At 60.2% G+C, this 17,475-nt stretch carries 12 protein-coding genes and 1 tRNA gene; 4 read left to right on the forward strand and 9 right to left on the reverse strand.

The genetic code is table 11. The features are described from left to right. Window positions 1-19 precede the first annotated feature (19 nt). Window positions 20-96, reverse strand: a tRNA-Arg gene (locus ACYQ6M_RS24340). A gap of 382 nt (window positions 97-478) precedes the next feature. On the opposite strand from ACYQ6M_RS24340, the gene ACYQ6M_RS24345 reads away from it, so the two are divergent. Then, entirely contained in the window at window positions 479-1,378 is a 900-nt protein-coding gene (locus ACYQ6M_RS24345) for a hypothetical protein (protein WP_460076080.1), read from the forward strand. Beyond that, window positions 1,338-2,864, forward strand: coding sequence for a M48 family metalloprotease (locus tag ACYQ6M_RS24350; RefSeq protein WP_460076083.1), 1,527 nt, complete (start codon window positions 1,338-1,340; stop codon window positions 2,862-2,864). The genes ACYQ6M_RS24345 and ACYQ6M_RS24350 overlap by 41 nt, the downstream gene beginning before the upstream one ends. 111 nt (window positions 2,865-2,975) lie before the next feature. Here ACYQ6M_RS24350 and ACYQ6M_RS24355 read toward each other — a convergent pair whose 3' ends face one another. From ACYQ6M_RS24355 to ACYQ6M_RS24375, 5 genes are all read right to left on the reverse strand, one after another. Beyond that, on the reverse strand, window positions 2,976-3,839 hold the full coding sequence (locus ACYQ6M_RS24355; RefSeq protein WP_055660074.1) for an RNA polymerase factor sigma-32: 864 nt from the start codon (window positions 3,837-3,839) through the stop codon (window positions 2,976-2,978). A 190-nt stretch (window positions 3,840-4,029) separates the two neighbouring features. After that, window positions 4,030-4,614, reverse strand: a complete 585-nt coding sequence (locus tag ACYQ6M_RS24360; RefSeq protein WP_023002626.1) for a CarD family transcriptional regulator — start codon at window positions 4,612-4,614, stop codon at window positions 4,030-4,032. Window positions 4,615-5,070: 456 nt separating this feature from the next. Then, window positions 5,071-5,403: a ferredoxin FdxA gene (fdxA, locus tag ACYQ6M_RS24365; RefSeq protein WP_031270075.1), complete on the reverse strand. Its 333-nt coding sequence runs from the start codon at window positions 5,401-5,403 to the stop codon at window positions 5,071-5,073. Window positions 5,404-5,618: 215 nt separating this feature from the next. Then, window positions 5,619-6,020 carry an RNA-binding S4 domain-containing protein gene (locus tag ACYQ6M_RS24370; RefSeq protein ID WP_055660072.1) on the reverse strand — a complete coding sequence of 134 codons (402 nt, stop codon included), beginning with the start codon at window positions 6,018-6,020 and terminating at the stop codon, window positions 5,619-5,621. Then, window positions 6,020-9,160 carry a helicase-related protein gene (locus tag ACYQ6M_RS24375; protein ID WP_460076087.1) on the reverse strand — a complete coding sequence of 1,047 codons (3,141 nt, stop codon included), beginning with the start codon at window positions 9,158-9,160 and terminating at the stop codon, window positions 6,020-6,022. Before ACYQ6M_RS24375 ends, ACYQ6M_RS24370 begins: the two co-directional genes overlap by 1 nt. A 799-nt stretch (window positions 9,161-9,959) precedes the next feature. Here ACYQ6M_RS24375 and pyc point away from each other — a divergent pair. After that, entirely contained in the window at window positions 9,960-13,400 is a 3,441-nt protein-coding gene (gene pyc / locus ACYQ6M_RS24380; protein ID WP_460076090.1) for a pyruvate carboxylase, read from the forward strand. A 263-nt stretch (window positions 13,401-13,663) separates the two neighbouring features. On the opposite strand, the gene ACYQ6M_RS24385 is transcribed toward pyc, so the two are convergent. The 3 genes from ACYQ6M_RS24385 to ACYQ6M_RS24395 all read right to left on the reverse strand — a co-directional run bounded on the left by ACYQ6M_RS24385 (window position 13,664) and on the right by ACYQ6M_RS24395 (window position 15,846). Beyond that, complete coding sequence (locus tag ACYQ6M_RS24385) at window positions 13,664-14,179, reverse strand: DUF1697 domain-containing protein (protein WP_460076093.1); 516 nt, start codon at window positions 14,177-14,179, stop codon at window positions 13,664-13,666. 340 nt (window positions 14,180-14,519) lie between these two features. After that, the gene (locus ACYQ6M_RS24390) at window positions 14,520-15,275 is read right to left on the reverse strand and encodes a glutamine amidotransferase (protein WP_460076095.1); all 756 of its coding nucleotides are present in this window, start codon (window positions 15,273-15,275) and stop codon (window positions 14,520-14,522) included. A gap of 94 nt (window positions 15,276-15,369) precedes the next feature. After that, window positions 15,370-15,846 (reverse strand): tellurite resistance TerB family protein, encoded by a 477-nt coding sequence (locus ACYQ6M_RS24395; protein WP_023002633.1) that lies wholly within the window; start codon window positions 15,844-15,846, stop codon window positions 15,370-15,372. 308 nt (window positions 15,847-16,154) lie between these two features. On the opposite strand from ACYQ6M_RS24395, the gene ACYQ6M_RS24400 reads away from it, so the two are divergent. Continuing rightward, the gene (locus ACYQ6M_RS24400) at window positions 16,155-17,417 is read left to right on the forward strand and encodes an imelysin family protein (RefSeq protein ID WP_075282209.1); all 1,263 of its coding nucleotides are present in this window, start codon (window positions 16,155-16,157) and stop codon (window positions 17,415-17,417) included. Window positions 17,418-17,475 lie beyond the last annotated feature (58 nt).

Consider the following 17,475-nt stretch of genomic DNA (forward strand, 5'->3'; position numbering starts at 1 on the left):
TTCGCTAAATCAGGAAAACTGGTGACCCCGGCGCGATTCGAACGCGCGACCCTCAGATTAGGAATCTGATGCTCTATCCTGCTGAGCTACGGGGCCTTTATGCGGTCGATTAGCATGATTTGACGTCCGTGGCGACCCCTGGCTGCAACAGACTGTAGCTGCCGATTGGGATTGTTTGTCGAGAAAGCCGGTGCGCGGCGAGGGGGATGCTGACGCGCCTTGGGGCTGCTCCCGCGTTGTCCTGATTTTTACTGCCGTTTTACTGGCGTGTCTTGGACTTGCCTTATTCGCTGCTTAGCAGTTTGGATCATCGTGACCGCTTTCTCAGCCTTGCCCGATGCCATTCATGTTGTCGGGTGACGTGTGCCTTGCGCTGCCTGCCTGCAGGAAGCGTTCCGGAAAAGGGTCGCGTACCAAGGTGAAGGAAGCGGACGTGCCACAGCGGCGACAGAAAACGGGATGGAGAAAGGCCGGGCGGGTGACAACCCTGCGCACGGCTGCCGCGCAGTTGCTTGCCGGCTGCGTTGCCGTTCTGCTGACCCAGGCCGTTGCCGCTGACGAGCGCGCGCCGGTGGAGCGCCCGGAAACGTCCGTGGCTGCCGATGTTTGCGCCGGTGTGCGGGAAAAAACCGTTCAGGTGACCTTCGACAGCACCGAGGCCCTGTTTGTGTCCGCCGCCGGAGACCGCTTCCTTGCGAGCGATATCCAGATGCCGGTGCAGGCGCCAGGACAGGCGGGCGGCAAAGATGCCGGCCGGAACACCTTGCAAGCCTATCTGGAAAGTGGGCCGGACCTAGAGCTGGCCGCAGTCGCGGCTGGACCGGAAAACCGCTGGGGGCTAACGCCCGGCTGGGTGTTCGTTTCGGATGATGGCCATTCCGCGCTTCTGCAGGAGCAACTTTTGAAGGCAGGCGTTGCCATTTTTGCTCCGGGCCATGCCGGAGCTGAGTGTGCAGACGCCTTGCGGGCCGCGGAAACGCAGGCAAGCCTGGCACGAGCGGGTCTTTGGGGCGAGACATCGCCGCGTCTTGTCTATTCCGCAGCCGCGCCAAAGTCTTTCAGCGACGCTTCCGGGCACTATGTTATTGCAAGAGGACGTATTGTTTCCCTTGGAAAAACGCGCAGCACCCGTTATCTGAACTTCGGAAAATACTGGAAAACAGATTTCACGGTCACGCTGAAGGCTTCAGCTGAGGACGACGTCAACACGGCCCTCGGGCGATCCGGCTGGACGCTGGATGCCCTGGAAGGGCAGGTTGTCGAAATACGCGGCTCCGTTCAGGAAAGGGACGGACCGTCTATGGTGCTCCGCCATCCGGAGCAACTGGTGGTACTGAATGACAAAAGGGCAGGACGTGACGGCCAAAGCAGCAACTGATTTCCGTCAGCCGGCATGTTTGCCCGCGCGGCGCGGCCTGCGCCAGACCTGGCTGCGCAACCTTGTTGCAGGCGGTTCCGCGCTTCTGGTGGCCTCCTGCCAGTTGCTGGGCGACGGGCCGACCGTCGGCACGGTAACGCCCGGTACACTGCGCCCCAACCTTGCGGCCGATATCGGCGAGCGGGAGCATCCGCGCGTGGTGGCCACCTATGGCGGGGTCTACAAGGACGCCGGCGCGGAGCGGGCTGTTGCGAGCGTTGTCGGCCGGCTGGTGGCGGCATCGGAAGACCCCTCGCAGAGCTACAAGATCACCATTTTGAATTCGCCGGCCATCAACGCCTTCGCCCTGCCGGGCGGCTATCTTTATGTCACGCGCGGTCTCTTGGCCCTTGCCAACGACACGTCGGAAGTTGCCGCCGTGCTGGCGCACGAGATGGCGCATGTGACGGCGAACCACGCAATCAAGCGGCAGCAACGCGCTGAAGCCAAGCAGCTTGCCAACAAGATCCTGACCGACGTGGTGCAGGACAGCGAGGAAGCCCGCAAAGCGATCATCTCGTCGCAGCTTTCCTTTGCCCGCTTCAGCCAGGTGCAGGAACTTGAAGCCGACGATATCGGTGTGAAGACCCTCGCAAGGGCCGGGTTCGACCCCTATGCCGCTGCACGGTTCCTGCGGTCCATGGCAGCCTTCGCCCGCTACCAGTCCGCCGACAAATCGGGCTCGACCGCGCCAGACTTCCTGTCTTCCCACCCTTCCACGCCGGAACGTTTGCAGATCGCCATCCGCGCGGCCCGGCAGATCGGTGCACCGGGCATCGGCGAGCGTGACCGCACCCGCTATCTCAGCCAGATCGACGGCATGCTGTTCGGCGACGATCCGCTTGAAGGCTTCGTCCGTGGACGTTCCTTCCTGCACAAGGCGCTCGGCATCAGCTACACCGTGCCTTCCGGCTACATTCTGGAAAACACACCCGAAGCGGTTCTGGCCAGCAATGGCGACGGCACGGCGATCCGGTTCGACGGGGCAGATGTCAGCAGCTATTCCGGCCTGCGTGATTACATGAACTCCGGCTGGATCAACGGCCTGCTGCCCGAAAGCGTTCGCGAAACGACGATCAACGGTCTGCCGGCGGTCACCGGGGCGGCCATCACCCAGGGCTGGTCCTTCCGCATTGCGGTGATCCGGATCGGCAAGACAGGCTATCGCTTCATCTTTGCCAGCCGCTCGCCCAATGAAACGTTCGACCGGGATTTCCACCAGACGGTGGAAAGCTTCCAGCAGCTGTCGCCGACCGAGCGTGCCCGCCTGCGCTCGCTCCGGATCAAGGTCGTCACCTCCAAGCCGGGCGACACGCCGCGGAAACTGGCGATCGGCATGAGCGGTGTCGAGCCTTCACGGCGGCTGGAATTCTTCTCCATCCTGAACGATCTGAACGCCGATCAGGCGATCCCGACAGGCACGGCGATCAAGCTGATCGTCGACTGATGGTTTTTCTCCCGGTTCGGCTCCGGCATTTGTCTGATTGAAAACTGACGCAACTCAAAAAAAGGCGGACCGGAAGGTCCGCCCGTCAGAGTTACTTGGAGGAGATAGAGGTCAGGTGCTGTAGGCGGCCCTGTCCGGCTGTGCTGCCAACAGGGCGGATTTCAGTTTTTCCATGGCCCGGCTTTCAATCTGCCGCACGCGTTCCTTGGAAATGCCGAGTTTCACGCCAAGCGATTCCAGCGTGGCGCCCTCTTCCGACAGGCGTCTTTCACGCACGATCTTCAATTCGCGCTCGCTGAGAACCTCCAGGGCGGAGGACAGCCAGCGACGCCGGCGTTCGGCATCGATGTTGACGGTCACGATCTCGTCCGGCAACGGGGCATCGGACACCAGGAAGTCCTGACGGTCCGCGCTGGAGCCTTCGCTGTCGGTCACAGGAGCGTTCAGGGACGTATCAGGGCCGGACAGCCGCGCATTCATGAGGGCGACGTCGGACTGCTTGACGCCGATTGCATCGGCGATCTTCTGGTGAAGCTCGCTGTCGGTCAGAGGAGTCTGATTGCCGGAGAGCTTGGCACGCAGGCGCCGAAGGTTGAAGAACAGGGCTTTCTGGGAGGAAGAGGTGCCACCGCGAACGATCGACCAGTTGCGCAGGATATAGTCCTGGATGGAAGCGCGGATCCACCACGTGGCATAGGTGGAAAAGCGCACTTCCCGTTCCGGTTCGAACCGGGCGGCAGCCTCCAGAAGACCGACATGGCCCTCCTGGATCAGATCGCCAAGCGACAGCCCGAAGTTGCGGAAGCGTGAGGCAACGGCAATGACCAGGCGCATGTGCGAGAGCGACAATTTCTCAAGCGCTTTCTCATCCCGGTTATGTCGCCAGCGGATCGCAAGCTCCAGTTCCTCTTCGCGCGTGAGGTAGGGGGCTTTCATCGCGGCCCTTACCAGTTGACGTTTCTCGCTCTGGGACATGATCGACGCTCCGATATGTTATCGGGGGAAATACGTACCGAAGCGTAGGTTAGATCACTTATCGCTACCGTTGGGGCAGTTTTTGTGCACTTTCGCGTGAACAGCGCGCGAGGTGGTGGTGCCAAAACGAATAAGGGCCCGGATTTCTCCAGGCCCTCGTCGATTTTCGCGTTCGGAAAATCCGCTTGGATCAAGCGGCTTCTTCCTTGTCCTCGTCGTCTTCCGCTGCAGCTTCCTCAGCGGCTTTGATGCGGCTCGGAGATTTTGCCAGGTTCTGTTCGATCTGCTTGACCGCTTCGGTTTCGGAACATTTGTTCACTGCCGCGATTTCGCGGGCCATACGGTCGAGCGCAGCTTCGTAGAGCTGGCGTTCAGAGTAGGACTGTTCCGGCTGGTTTTCAGAGCGGAAAAGATCGCGAACCACTTCAGAGATCGCGATCAGGTCGCCGGAGTTGATCTTGGCTTCATATTCCTGAGCGCGGCGGCTCCACATCGTCCGCTTAACGCGCGGGCGGCCACGAACGGTCTCGAGAGCCTTCTTGACGGCCGCAGGGTCGCCAAGCTTGCGCATGCCGACGGAGGCAATCTTTGCCACCGGGACACGAAGGGTCATCTTGTCCTGTTCAAAAACGATAACGAGCAACTCCAAAGAGTGACCTGCAACGTTCTGCTCTTCAATGGCGGTAATCTGGCCGACGCCATGCGCCGGATACACAATGTACTCGCCCGTCTTGAAACCTTGGCGCTGCGCGGTCTTTTTGGTGTTCGTTGCCATACTCGTATTCTCTCCTGCGCAGTTGGCGGTCCGGGTTCGGACCGATGACGGACCGCGGTGCGGTCCCCTGTTCTTGTGCGACACGAACCCCGCAGAGCGATCCGTAATGGAACGCCTGTTGATATGCGGCGTGTCAGGGCTGGTCAGTCGACGTTTTCCACTTTAGAACCTTGATCAGTCATATGAGCTGCCGGGAGCTTGATCTGTCCGGTTGTTGATACCCGGGACAGTTTTCAAAGACTCCGTTTTGGGGGTTGTTCTCGTGGTTGGCGACTATCTTCCATGTGTATCACACTTTTGTGGAAAATTAAAGTACTGAGCTTTAATGGTGCCAAAACATCACAAGGGCCCCGCCCGGTCGCCACGGGCAGGTACCTGAAAAAGATGGAAGAATCGCCGTTTTAAGCAGTTCTTGTTTGTCTTGCGGCAGTCTGCCGCACAAGCAGTTTTCGCGAATCAGGACGCAGGATTCGGCGAAAAATACTTTTCGAACTTGTTTTCCTTGCCGTCAAACTCTTCAGCGTCCGGCAACGGTTCTTTTTTCTCAGTGATGTTCGGCCACTTCTCAGAGTATTCGGCATTGACCTCGATCCATTTCTCGAGGCCGGGCTCCGTGTCAGGCAAAATCGCCTCCGCCGGGCATTCCGGCTCGCAGACGCCGCAGTCGATACATTCGTCCGGATTGATGACGAGGAAATTCTCACCCTCGTAGAAACAGTCCACCGGGCAGACTTCAACACAGTCGGTGTATTTGCATTTGATGCAATTGTCCGTGACGACGTAGGTCATCGCTATCCTCATTCGGCGCCGGGCAGCCTGCAGCCGATTTGCGCAAGGCCCTGGCGGTCAGTTTCGTGCCGCTCTCGCAAAGAAGGCGCACGTATAACGTCTGGTGCAGATGTTGGGTATCGTTTTTGTCAAACGGGCGCAAGCGCTCTGGATGACGCAGTCCGGGCCTGAAAGAGAAAGTTTTTCTGTTTTCCGGGCTTTGTCAGGAAACAGCGTCAATCGCCGCCGCGGAACGCGTCGATTTTCCGCCGCTCGCGCTTGGTCGGGCGACCGGCACCGGCTTCGCGCTGTGCAGGCGCAGGTGGCGGCGGGGCATCCTTCGGCGGGGGCGGCGGCGACAGATCCTCGTAAAGCTTGCGGGCCTCTTCATAGGGACCGCGCCTGGTGCCCAGGGCAAGGATCTTGAGGACGAGGATACGGCGATCCAGGCCGATGGTCAGAACGTCGCCGGTTCGGACAGTCTTGCTGGCGGAATCGATCTTGTCCTTGTTCACCCGGACATGACCGGATGTCGCCAGCTTCTGGGCAAGAGAGCGGGATTTGGTGACCCTGGCGTACCAGAGCCACTTGTCGATGCGCAGGCTGCCGGCGGCAGCATTGTTTTCAGGCGCAGGAATTACTTCTTGTCCTTGCTGTCCATATTCGCCTTCAAGGCCATCAGGGCCGCGAAGGGCGAGTTCGGATCGATCGGCTTGTCCCTTGGGGCCTTGTCGCGGCGGTTGCCACCGTCAAAGCCCTTCTGGCCGCCATGACCACCACGGCCGCGGCCTTCGCCTTTCGGTCCGCCCTTGCCGTGACGCTTCTCGCCCTGACCACCTTTGGCACCCTGACCCTGGCCCTGGCCCCGGCGGTTGTCGCCGCCACGGCGCTGGTCCTGACGGCCGCGTGGACGGCGGTCGTGCCGGCCCGGACGCCAGATCTCGATGGTCACCGTTTCCAGTTCGGTTTCACCCGCAGTGGCCTCAGCAGCAGCGGTTTCGCCTTCCGTCTGTGCATCCGGCGTTGCGTCCACGGCGGCGGTTTCAGCGGTTTCAGCGGTTTCAGCGGCTGCGCCTTCGGCAGATGCTGCAGCTTCGGCGGGGGCTTTCGCCGGTTCGGACACCGCTTCAGCTTCGGCAGTGGCCGGTTCAGAAGCGGCTTCGGCGGCCACGGCTTCGGCCGTTTCTTCCGTAGCCGGTGCTTCCGTAGCGGTGGCTTCGGCGGGAGTGTCCGCTTCGGTCGCAGCAGTTTCCGCCACCGGCGTTTCTGCCGGTGCTTCCGTTGCCGGCTTGGCTGCTACAGGGCGCTGCACTTCCTTGGTCTCGGACCGGTAGCCGAGGGATTTCAGCACGGCGGAGAAGTCCTCGCCGGCGCAGCCGAGCAGCGATGTCATGGCAACGGTGACGGTGAAGCCACCTCCGGTTGCGACCGCGCCTTCCGGCGGGCTGACTTCCGCATCAAGCGGCTTCCAGGCGATCAGCGGACGGATCAGGTCAGCCAGACGTTCCAGAATGTCGACGCGAACGGCACGCGGGCCACAGACGCGGAAACCGACAACCTTGTAAAGCGCCTTGTCGATGGTTTCATCAACCGGGATGGACGTGCGGCCGGATGCAGACAGCTGTGGCAGCTCGGCCATGCCGTTCATGTCCAGCGAACCGTGCTTCAAGGCCCAGAGCTGTGCCAGCAGCTGGCTCGGCGCAGGCTTCAGCAGGGCGGGCACGAACACGGTGTAGGCACCAAAGCGGATGCCGTGCTTGCGCAGGCTGGCGCGCATGTCCTGGTCGAGCTGGCGGATCTCGTCGGCAGCTTCCTGGCGTTCCAGAATGCCGAGGCCTTCAACGATGCGGAACGCGATGCCGCGGGCAAGACCTTCCAGGCCTTCGCCGGCCTTCAGGTCGACAAGCGGTTTCAACAGGGTGTCGATCTGTGCCTTGACCCACAGATCAAGCCGCGCTTGTACATTGTCGCGTGCCGGGCCGGTCAGATGTTCATCGGCCAGCAGCAGCACGACGGGCGTCAGTACCTCTTCTCCGGAGACGAGCTTGGCCACGGGTTCCCCGCGCCAGCGGATCACGGCTTCGGACGTCAGCACGAAATCGGAGTTCTCGGACTTGCCGAGCTTGTCCGCACGGGATTCGATTTCGGTGGTCAGGGCCTTTTGGGCTGCGGCACGCACGGTCTTGCCGTCCGGTCCTTCAGCTGCCGCGTCAGGGGCAAACCGGAAGCCAAGCAGATTCCCGATGTGCTGACCTTCCACGAGCACATCGCCGCTCGATGTAATTTCCGCTTCCAGCATTGCGTTCTCTCTCAAACGTCGCATCAATACACTTGTACGCCGATCCACGAACCGCTGCGTCAGCCGCTCGTGAAGGGCGTCAGATAGTTTGTCTTCTATGTCGCGCGTCTCGCCCTGCCAGTGGGCCGGATCGGCCAGCCAGTCGGGACGGTTGGCGACATAGGTCCAGGTCCGGATGTGTGCAATCCGGTTTGCGAGAGTGTCGATATCACCATCTGTGCGGTCTGCGAAGGCCAATTGACGCGAGAACCAGTCATCGGCAATCGCATTGTCCTGCATCAGGTGGGTGTAAATGGTGTTGAGCAACTCTGCGTGGTTCGCCGGGGCGATCTTACGATAGTCGGGGACCTGACACACGTCCCATAACAATTCGACCGCATTTCCGCCCTTTGCCATGCCGGATATTGCGGGATCGCGCAATAAATGTTCAAGAGCAGTGATGTCGTCGCCAATGGGTGCCCTTGCGAGACCCTCTTCACGCGGCACCATGTCGAGGCTTGAGCGCAAGGCGTTTGCCGACGAAAAATCCAGCGCACTGTTGCGCCATTGCAGCACTTTCAGGCTGTCGAAGTGGTGGCTTTCGATCTGTTCGACCAGGTCGTCGTCCAACGGATCGACCCGTCCGGTCACGCCAAAGGTGCCATCCTTGGTGTGGCGGCCAGCCCGTCCGGCAATCTGACCCATCTCCGAGGCGGTCAGCTGGCGGTACTGGTAGCCGTCATATTTGCGGTTACCCGCAAAGGCAATGTGATGGACATCGAGGTTCAGCCCCATGCCGATGGCGTCGGTCGCGACCAGGTGATCGACATCGCCGTTCTGGAACAGTTCCACTTGCGCATTGCGCGTGCGCGGGCTCAGCGAGCCAAGCACCACGGCCGCCCCGCCGCGTTGGCGACGGATGAGCTCTGCAATGGAATAAACTTCGTCTGACGAGAAGGCGACGATGGCCGAACGGGCCGGCAGGCGCGAGACCTTCTTGGAGCCCGCATATTCCAGCACGGACATGCGCGGCCGCGTGACCACATTGATGCCCGGCAGCAGTTTTTCCAGCAGCGGGCGTGCGGTCGCCGCACCCAGCAGGAGCGTTTCGGATTGACCGCGAACATTCAGGATGCGGTCGGTGAAGACATGACCGCGATCGAGGTTGCCCGCCAGCTGCACTTCGTCGATGGCGACGAAATCCGTCTTCAGGTCCAGCGGCATGGCCTCAACCGTCGAGACCCAGAACCGCGGGTTCTTCGGGACGATCTTTTCTTCGCCGGTGACCAGCGCCACCGCTTCCGGACCCGCGCGGTCGGCAACACGGTTATAGACTTCACGCGCGAGCAGGCGCAGCGGCAGCCCTATCAGCCCTGAAGGCTGGGCCAGCATGCGTTCAATGGCGAGGTGGGTCTTGCCGGTATTGGTCGGTCCGAGCACGGCCGTCACAGTGCGGGACCGGGCAGACGGCGGCAGCGGCAGGGTCTGGGGACGGGGCATGGGGAGGCTTGTGATCGGCTTTCTTCGGATCGGCGCAAACGGATGGCGCCTATATCTGGTGTCGCGTGTCTAGCACAGCCGGGGCGGGCATGTCCTTATTCTTTTGGCCAGCCGGTCAGGTTTTTGACGGTTGAAATATGTTGTGGAGAACGACTCTGGAACAAACCGAAACCGAATCGGCGACTCCGGGCGATTCAGGATTTGTTCCCTACGACATGTGGTTTGCAAGGTGGGTAGAGCCACAAAATCCTGAATCTGGTCAAGAGGTTGAGTCGTTCTGCGCGGTTGTGGCTGATTTGCCTCGAATCTCTGTCAATGATTAATTTTCCATAAACGCGTATCATCGCCGGAGGGAGAATGCCGTTTACCCGGGGACACAGGGTGAACGAATCTTGGACGAATCGCTGATTCATAAAGGTTGCGGATTTGTTCTCACAAGATCTAGTGGGTTTCCGGTAGAGCGGTGTCTACGCAGTTGGGCGGTCCTGAGGGTGAATTTGTCTTGCAGACAGGAATGTGTCCCGAAATGGTCAGCAGCCACGCAAGCCGGTTTTTGCGGTTTCGGTGCCTGTCCCGATCTTAAAATTGCTGCGCTGCACTTTTTTCAAAAAGTCCGGGAGGATCTGGGGTTCAATCGAATTAGTGTTCGTTTTCCTACAGTTACGGGCGCAGACGCAAAATTATTTTCCAAGTTAAAAAAAGGACATAGCTTCTGCCCCTTTTCAAGCGCCTCCGACCAAAGTAGAAATCTTGCCGAAACTGGCTTTTCGTTTTGCGTAAAATTAGGGGGAGAAGGCGTTTGGCGATAACAAAAATTCTCGTTGCTAACCGATCTGAAATCGCGATCCGGGTGTTCCGTGCCGCCAACGAGCTGGGCATGAAGACCGTTGCGATCTATGCCGAGCAGGACAAACTGGCATTGCACCGGTTCAAGTCCGACGAAGCGTATCAGGTCGGCAAGGGGCTCGGGCCGATCGAGGCGTACCTCTCCATCGACGAGATTATCCGCGTTGCCAAACTCTCCGGTGCAGACGCCATTCACCCCGGTTACGGCCTTCTGTCCGAAAGCCCGGAATTCGTGGATGCCTGCGAACAAGCCGGCATCACCTTCATTGGGCCGAAGTCCGAAACCATGCGCCGCCTGGGCAACAAGGTGGCCGCGCGCAATCTGGCCATCGAGGCGGGTGTGCCGGTGATGCCGGCAACGGACCCGCTGCCGGACGACATGGACGAAATCAAGCGCCAGTCCGCCGAGATCGGCTACCCGGTCATGCTGAAGGCCTCCTGGGGCGGTGGTGGCCGCGGCATGCGCGTCATTCCGGACGAAGCGACCCTGGCCAAGGAAGTTCTGGCGGCCAAGCGCGAAGCCATGGCGGCATTCGGCAAGGACGAGATCTATCTGGAGAAACTGGTCCAGCGGGCGCGCCACGTTGAAGTTCAGATCCTGGGTGACGGCGAGAACGTGGTTCATCTGTTCGAGCGCGACTGTTCCATCCAGCGCCGCCACCAGAAGGTGGTCGAGCGCGCTCCGGCGCCGTATCTTTCGGCCGAAAAGCGGGCCGAGCTCTGTGAATATGGTCTGAAGATCGGCCGGGCCGTGAATTACCGCGGCGCCGGCACGGTCGAGTTCCTGATGGATGCCGACACCGGTGCCATCTACTTCATTGAAGTGAACCCGCGCGTTCAGGTGGAACACACGGTGACGGAAGAGGTCACCGGCATCGACATCGTCCAGGCACAGATCAAGATCTGCGAAGGCGAGAAGATCGGCACGCCGGAAAGCGGCGTTCCCTCCCAGGACAAGATCCGTCTCAACGGCCATGCCCTGCAGTGCCGCATCACGACGGAAGATCCGGAGCAGAACTTCATTCCGGATTACGGGCGCATCACCGCCTATCGCGGGGCGACGGGCTTCGGCATCCGTCTGGACGGCGGCACGGCGTATTCCGGTGCGGTGATCACCCGTTTCTACGATCCGCTTCTTGAAAAGGTCACGGCCTGGGCTCCGACGGCGGAAGACGCCCGCAAGCGCATGGACCGCGCCCTGCGCGAATTCCGTATCCGCGGTGTGGCGACAAACCTGGTGTTCCTGGAGAACATCATCAGCCACGCCGACTTCAAGGCCAACAACTACACGACCCGTTTCATCGACGAGACGCCGGCCCTGTTCGAGCAGACCAAGCGTCAGGACCGCGCAACCAAGCTCCTGACCTATATCGCCGACGTTTCGGTGAACGGTCATCCGGAAACCAAGAGCCGCGCACGTCCGCCGAAGGATGTGGCCGCGCCCGTCATCCCGAACTTTGGCGATGCCAAGCCCTCCGGCACACGCCAGTTGCTGGACGAATTGGGTCCGAAGGGTTTTGCCGACTGGATGAAGGACCAGAAGCGGACGCTGGTGACCGACACGACCATGCGCGATGCGCACCAGTCGCTGCTGGCAACCCGCATGCGGACCCACGATATCGTCAACATCGCGGATGCCTATGCAGCCGGTCTGCCGAGCCTGTTCTCGCTGGAATGCTGGGGTGGCGCGACCTTCGACGTTGCCATGCGCTTTCTGACCGAAAGCCCGTGGGAACGCCTGCACAAGATCCGCGAAAAGGCGCCGAATATCCTGTTGCAGATGCTGCTGCGCGGTTCCAACGGTGTCGGCTACACCAACTATCCGGACAATGTGGTCAAGTATTTCGTGGCGGAAGCCGCTGAAAACGGCATTGACCTCTTCCGGGTGTTCGACTGCCTCAACTGGGTGGAGAACATGCGTGTGTCCATGGACGCGGTCCAGGAAGCAGGCAAGCTGTGCGAAGGCGTGCTCTGCTATACCGGCGACATGCTGGACAGTGCCCGGCCGAAATACGACCTGAAATACTATGTCGGCCTTGCCAAGGAACTGGAAGCAGCCGGCGCACACATCCTGGGTCTCAAGGACATGGCCGGCCTGTTGAAGCCGGAAGCAGCCAAGGTCCTGATCCGGACGCTGAAACAGGAAGTCGGCCTGCCGATCCATTTCCACACGCACGATACGTCCGGCATCGCCGCGGCCACTGTTCTGGCAGCGGTCGAAGCGGGCGCCGACGCGGTGGACGCAGCCATGGACGCGCTGTCCGGCCTGACCTCCCAGCCGTGCCTTGGCTCCATCGTGGAAGCCCTGCGCGGTTCCGACCGTGATACCGGCCTCGATGCCAAGACGATCCGCCAGATCTCGTTCTACTGGGAAGCGGTGCGGACCCAATATCGTGCCTTCGAAAGCGACCTGCGCTTCGGGGCATCGGAAGTCTACCTGCACGAAATGCCGGGCGGGCAGTTCACCAACCTCAAGGAACAGGCCCGTTCGCTTGGCCTGGAAACCCGCTGGCACGAAGTGGCGCAGGCCTATGCCGACGTCAACATGATGTTTGGTGACATCGTCAAGGTGACCCCGTCTTCCAAGGTCGTCGGCGACATGGCGCTGATGATGGTCAGCCAGGGGCTGAGCGTGGCGGAGGTCGAGGATCCGGCGAAAGACGTCGCGTTCCCGGACAGCGTCGTCAAGATGCTGCACGGTGACCTCGGCCAGTCTCCGGGCGGATGGCCGGAAGCGCTTCAGAAGAAGGTTCTGAAGGGCGAAACCCCGATCACCGTGCGGCCGGGGTCGCTCCTGAAGGATGCCGATCTGGATGCGGAGCGAAAGACTGTTTCCGACAAGACCGGCCACGGCATCAGCAACACCGAGCTTGCTTCCTATCTGATGTACCCGAAGGTGTTCACCGACTTCGACAAGGCCCAGCAGCAATATGGTCCGACGTCCGTCCTGCCGACTCCGGTCTATTTCTACGGCCTGGAACCGGGTGACGAGATCTCCGTCGATCTGGAAGCCGGCAAGACGCTGGTGATCCGCTGCCAGGCGATCGGCGAGACCGACGAGAAGGGCGAGAAGAAGGTCTTCTTCGAGCTCAACGGTCAGCCGCGCAATGTCAAGGTTCCGGACCGCGCCCATGGCGCCACCGGAGCTGCCGCAATGCGCAAGGCCGAGGACGGCAACGCGGCGCATGTCGGAGCACCGATGCCGGGCGTCATTTCCACGGTGGCGATCACCGCCGGTCAGGATGTCACCGCCGGTGATGTGCTGGTCTCCATCGAAGCCATGAAAATGGAAACCGCGCTCCACGCCGAACGCGACGGCAAGGTCAAGGAAGTCCTAGTCTCACCGGGTTCGCAGATCGATGCCAAGGACCTTCTGGTGGTCTTCGAAAGTTAAGATGCTGGCGACAGCACCAACCAAAGGCCGTCCGGATCCATTCCGGGCGGCCTTTTTGTGTCCACCTCGCCCGTCATTCCGAACTAGCGCGGCGGAGCCGCGTGCAGATCCGGGAGCCAGATATCATTCGCGCTTCAAGCGCGTCTTTCCTCCAGCTTGAGGGTTCGCTGCGCTCACGCAGATGCGCTGGATTCCGGATCGGCGTGCAGCGATGCTGCACTTGTCCGGAATGACGGTGGACGAGAGGCGGATTGTCTTCCTGGTCAGCCTCGTTCACGAGCCATTTCCAGCAGCTTGCGGACAGTGTTGAGGTTTCTGGCGGTGCCGGGTTTCAGGGCCGGGAACTTCAATTTGGAGGGACCAGAGCCGTCAGGGTAACGGACGACGATTTCACGTCCAAGGACGACGGCCTCTTCGCCATCGGGTGCTACCATTGCCTCGAGGGCATCGGAGAGAGCAGCCTCCGGCAGAAAGGTCACCAGTACGCGGTTTGGCGGGGCGTCCGGAAACGGCATTTGCGCGCAAAGAGTTTCGAGTTCCGGGATGGTCCGAAGCATGACGCCCGGCGTCTTGCCGAAATAAGCCGTGAGGACTTCGGTGAGCCGGTTTAGAACGTCCTCGGCTTCCAGATCTGACGTGAAGACAAGATTTCCGCTCTGTATATAGGTGGCAACAGCTTCAAGGCCGATGTCCTCAGCCATGGACCGAAGATCTGCCATCGGCAGCTTTCCGGTTCCGCCGACATTCACGGCGCGGAGCAGGGCGACAAAGACAGTCATCGTGGTGTCCCGGTGGTTTCTGTTTCGCCGCATAGACAGCCTTATTCGCAAGAGTTGCGCAATCGGCGTCATTAAAAGATTGGGTGCTTGCGACACTCATTTCAAAAGCCGTTCGGGATTATTTGGGGCGACTTTTGTTTTTCTTTCGTCTGTCACCGGAGGTGAGACGCGCAAGGGGAGCCCAGTGACAATTGTTGCAGAATTCGAGGCGCCTGAACCCCCGCCACTGTCGTTCCGGATCTGCGCACGGCTTCGCCTTGCTTGTCCGGAATGACGGTGGAGGCAGTTCAGGGTCTCGTTAAAGCAATGTCTTGCCGGGGTATCGGGTCTGATACGCCGGTTATTCCGCTGCCTTCAGCATGCCGTGGCAAACCGGGGCGGCGGCCGTGCCGATCCAGAGGTCCAGAAAACGGTCAAGCCATTTCCGAACAGCGGGATCGTAAACGAAGCGTCCGGCAAAATGGTCGCGGCGTTGCTGGGCACCGGGCAGCTCCATGCGCGGGGCGCCCTTGGTCGTCCAGCGGACCATCATCTGGTGGGTCAGTTCCGGGTGAAACTGGATGCCGTAGGCGCAAGACCCGACGCGGATCGCCTGGTTCGGATAAGTCGGTCCGGAGGCCAGCAGATCGGCGCCGCGGGGCAGGTTGAACCCTTCCCGATGCCATTGATAGACCTTTTTCGGCCAGTCCATCAGGGATTTGCCTGCCTCGGTCGGCTGCAGCGGATAATAGCCGATCTCAACCAGGCTCTCATGATGACCCGTGACTGTGCCGCCCATATGCTTGACCATCATCTGCGCACCAAGGCAGATGCCGAGAAAGGGTTTTTCCTCGGCAAGCGGAACACCGATCCAGTCGATTTCCTTTTGAATGAACGCATCGGGATCGTTGGCGCTCATCGGGCCGCCGAAAATCACGGCGCCGGCATGGTTTTCCATGGTGTCGGGGAGAAGGTCGCCGAACCGAGGCTTGCGGATGTCCAGCGCGAAGCCGCGCTTCACAAGCTCAAGGCCCACTCGTCCGGGCGAGGAATGCTCCTGATGCAGGACAATCAGGACTTTCGGTCGGTTCTTCACGGGATCGGACTGAAAAAGCATGGACTTAATATGAGGGAGGTCGGCACGAAAATCGAGTCCCGTTGCCACTTCATCCTGCATAAATACGCGTCCCGGCTGATTATCGCGTGGGCGATCAGTCCAGTTCGTCGGTCTCCGGGGCAGTCTGGGCAACCTTGTGGCGCAGGGTCATGCGATCACGTGTCGAGACACCGAGAAGTTCGGCAACCCGCCAGATTGTGTTGTCCTCAAACTCGTGCACGTGGCCGTCGGCATAGACGATTTCCCACATCATCTCGACGATCGCGAGGCGCTCTTCCTCGTCGGTTGTGCGCTTCAGCACCGATGTGAAGCCGTACAGATCGACCGCTTCCTCGTCGCGCTGCTTGGCGGCGGCGATCAGTTCGGTCGTTTCCTTGTCCGTCAGGTCATAGTGCTTGCGCAGGATTTCCCGCAGCTTCGAGCTTTCGCTTTCCTCGATCACGCCATCGATATCGATCAGGTGAAACAAGAGAGCCGCCGCTGCCAGGCGCTTGTCGTCTTCGGCGAAGGTCTTTTCTCCGCTGTCACCAAAGGTCAGCTCCCGAACAAAACTTTTCAGCGCATTGAGCATGTCTGTCGTTCCTGTTGCCTGGCCCCCCAAACAGGCCGGCTTTTATTGCTATACCATTCCCTCTTTACCATCAAAGGGTTGATGTCGGCTTTAAGACTTTGAGATGGGAATCAAATCCGGCATTTATAAGTCAACTTTTTGGAACCGTTCTAAACTATTGATTTTTTTGGAATTATAACTTGACTTCCTGCCTCATGAAATGGTTTCCCTCTCCCTGCGGCGCGTGTTTCCGCGCCACAAAATCATTCAGGTTTCGCCCAGAGACGGTCCACGCGCACTGCGGGCGACACATATTACGGGATGGATCAATGAATACTTTCAAGCTTGGCCTTCTGGCCGCTTCTGCCCTTTTCGTCACTCCGGCCCTGGCTGCAGCACCTTCCGACGTTCTGTCGACCTACGGCGACATAGCCCAGGCAAAATATGCGGACTCGCTCGCAACGGCCAAGACGCTCAAGACCGCGATCGACAAGCTCGTAGCTGAGCCGACCGAAGCAAACCTGGAAGCCGCGCGCACCGCCTGGAAGGAAGCACGCGACCCTTACCAGCAGACAGAGGCGTACCGTTTCGGCAACGCCATTGTCGACGATTGGGAAGGCAAGGTGAATGCATGGCCGCTCGACGAAGGCCTGATCGACTATGTCGACGCGTCCTACGGTGATGAATCGGAAGAAAACGATCTCTACGTCGCCAACGTGATTGCAAATCCGACACTCAAGGTCGGTGGTGAAACCATCGATGCCACCGAAATCACGCCGACCCTGCTTGCTGAATCCCTGCAGGAAGCCGGCGAAGTGGAAACGAACGTTGCGACCGGCTACCACGCCATCGAATTCCTGCTGTGGGGTCAGGACCTCAACGGCACCGAAGCTGGTGCCGGCAACCGCCCTGCCACCGACTTTGATCCGGCAAACTGCACCGGTGGCAATTGCGAGCGCCGCATTCAGTATCTGCAGGCCGCAACCGATCTTCTGATTTCGGATCTTGAAGAAATGGCCAATGCCTGGGCTCCTGACGGGGCTGCGCGCGAAGAACTGGCCGGCAAGGGCGAGGCCGGTGGTCTTGCTACCATTCTGACCGGCATGGGATCTCTTTCCTATGGCGAACTGGCCGGTGAGCGCATCAAGCTTGGCCTTATGCTGCATGATCCGGAAGAAGAGCATGACTGCTTCTCCGACAACACCCACATGTCGCACTACAACGACGTGGTCGGTATCCGGAACGTCTATTTCGGGTCGTACAAGAGCCCGGTCGGCAACGATGTTTCCGGTGCTTCCCTGGCCGATCTGGTGGCGGAAAAGGATCCGGCGCTGGCAGAAGAAATGAAGACGAAGCTCGACGCCACGCTGGCGGCTTTCGAAGCCATGAAGGCCCGGGCCGAAGGCGGCGAAGCCTATGACCAGATGATCGGCGAAGGCAATGACGAGGGCAACGCCGTCGTGCAGGCCGCTGTCGATGCACTGGTTGACCAGACAGCTTCCATCGAGCGGGTCGTCAAGGTGCTTGAACTCGACGATATCGCGTTTGAAGGTTCCGACAGCCTGGACAACCCGGGCGCCGTTTTCGAATAATCGAACAGATCGTCAGGCGGCATCGGCCGCCTGACGGCTTGTCCGCGAATTGGGGCTC

This window comes from Roseibium sp. ROS1 (assembly GCF_054658215.1).

Coding starts and splice junctions, on each gene's coding strand:
- ACYQ6M_RS24400 (WP_075282209.1), top strand. CDS start 16,155: ATGAATACTTTCAAGCTTGGCCTTCTGGCCGCTTCTGCCCTTTTCGTC.
- ACYQ6M_RS24375 (WP_460076087.1), bottom strand. CDS start 9,160: ATGCCCCGTCCCCAGACCCTGCCGCTGCCGCCGTCTGCCCGGTCCCGC.
- ACYQ6M_RS24360 (WP_023002626.1), bottom strand. CDS start 4,614: ATGGCAACGAACACCAAAAAGACCGCGCAGCGCCAAGGTTTCAAGACG.
- ACYQ6M_RS24355 (WP_055660074.1), bottom strand. CDS start 3,839: ATGTCCCAGAGCGAGAAACGTCAACTGGTAAGGGCCGCGATGAAAGCC.
- ACYQ6M_RS24395 (WP_023002633.1), bottom strand. CDS start 15,846: ATGCTCAATGCGCTGAAAAGTTTTGTTCGGGAGCTGACCTTTGGTGAC.
- ACYQ6M_RS24350 (WP_460076083.1), top strand. CDS start 1,338: ATGACAAAAGGGCAGGACGTGACGGCCAAAGCAGCAACTGATTTCCGT.
- ACYQ6M_RS24390 (WP_460076095.1), bottom strand. CDS start 15,275: ATGCTTTTTCAGTCCGATCCCGTGAAGAACCGACCGAAAGTCCTGATT.
- ACYQ6M_RS24385 (WP_460076093.1), bottom strand. CDS start 14,179: ATGACTGTCTTTGTCGCCCTGCTCCGCGCCGTGAATGTCGGCGGAACC.
- fdxA (WP_031270075.1), bottom strand. CDS start 5,403: ATGACCTACGTCGTCACGGACAATTGCATCAAATGCAAATACACCGAC.